This window comes from Stenotrophomonas daejeonensis (genome assembly GCF_001431505.1).
Classification (GTDB): domain Bacteria; phylum Pseudomonadota; class Gammaproteobacteria; order Xanthomonadales; family Xanthomonadaceae; genus Stenotrophomonas; species Stenotrophomonas daejeonensis.
This window is the reverse complement of record NZ_LDJP01000119.1, coordinates 1-564: the sequence shown is the minus strand read 5'-3', so window position 1 is coordinate 564 and position 564 is coordinate 1. Positions and strand designations below refer to the sequence as shown.

Here is a 564-nt window from a genome sequence, read left to right as displayed (position 1 = left end):
ACACCGAAGTGAACAAACTGCCTATCGTCGGCAGCGTCAGTGTGTTATAAGGGACAGGAAACCCACCGCGTTGCCGAGCGGCAGGCCCAGTTCGTCGGGGCCGTCGCGCGCGGCAAGGCGGCGTTCCTCGGCACGGGCAATGTCGCCCGACGGCAGGCTCGGGCCGCGGAAGGTTTCCTCGAAATGCGCGGCGGCCGGCTCGGCAAAACCGGCGAACGTGGCCAGCAGCTGGTCGATATCCATCGACGGCAGCGGGCGGAAACCGAAACGCAGCTCGGCTTCCGGCGCGATCATGTTGGCCTTGATGCCACCTTCGACCCGGCCGATGTTGAAGCGCAGCCCGGTCAGCCCGCCGAAACGCGCATGCGCCAGCGACTCGACGTGGTCCAGCGCGCGACCGCCCCAGCGCATCGCCTGATGCAGGGCACTTGCCGCCGCATCCTGCTTGCCCGAGGCATGGCCGGCGCGGCCCTTGAAATTCATCAGCACCGAGCTGATGCCGCGATGCGCCAGCACCGCCTCGCCCATCGTCGGCTCGGCGGCCAGCACGGCTTCGTATGGGAT

At 67.9% G+C, this 564-nt stretch carries 1 pseudogene; it reads right to left on the bottom strand.

What is annotated here, in order from left to right:
• Positions 1 to 57: 57 nt before the first annotated feature.
• A pseudogene (locus tag ABB34_RS14660) lies at positions 58 to 564 on the bottom strand (peptidase dimerization domain-containing protein); the annotation flags it as partial.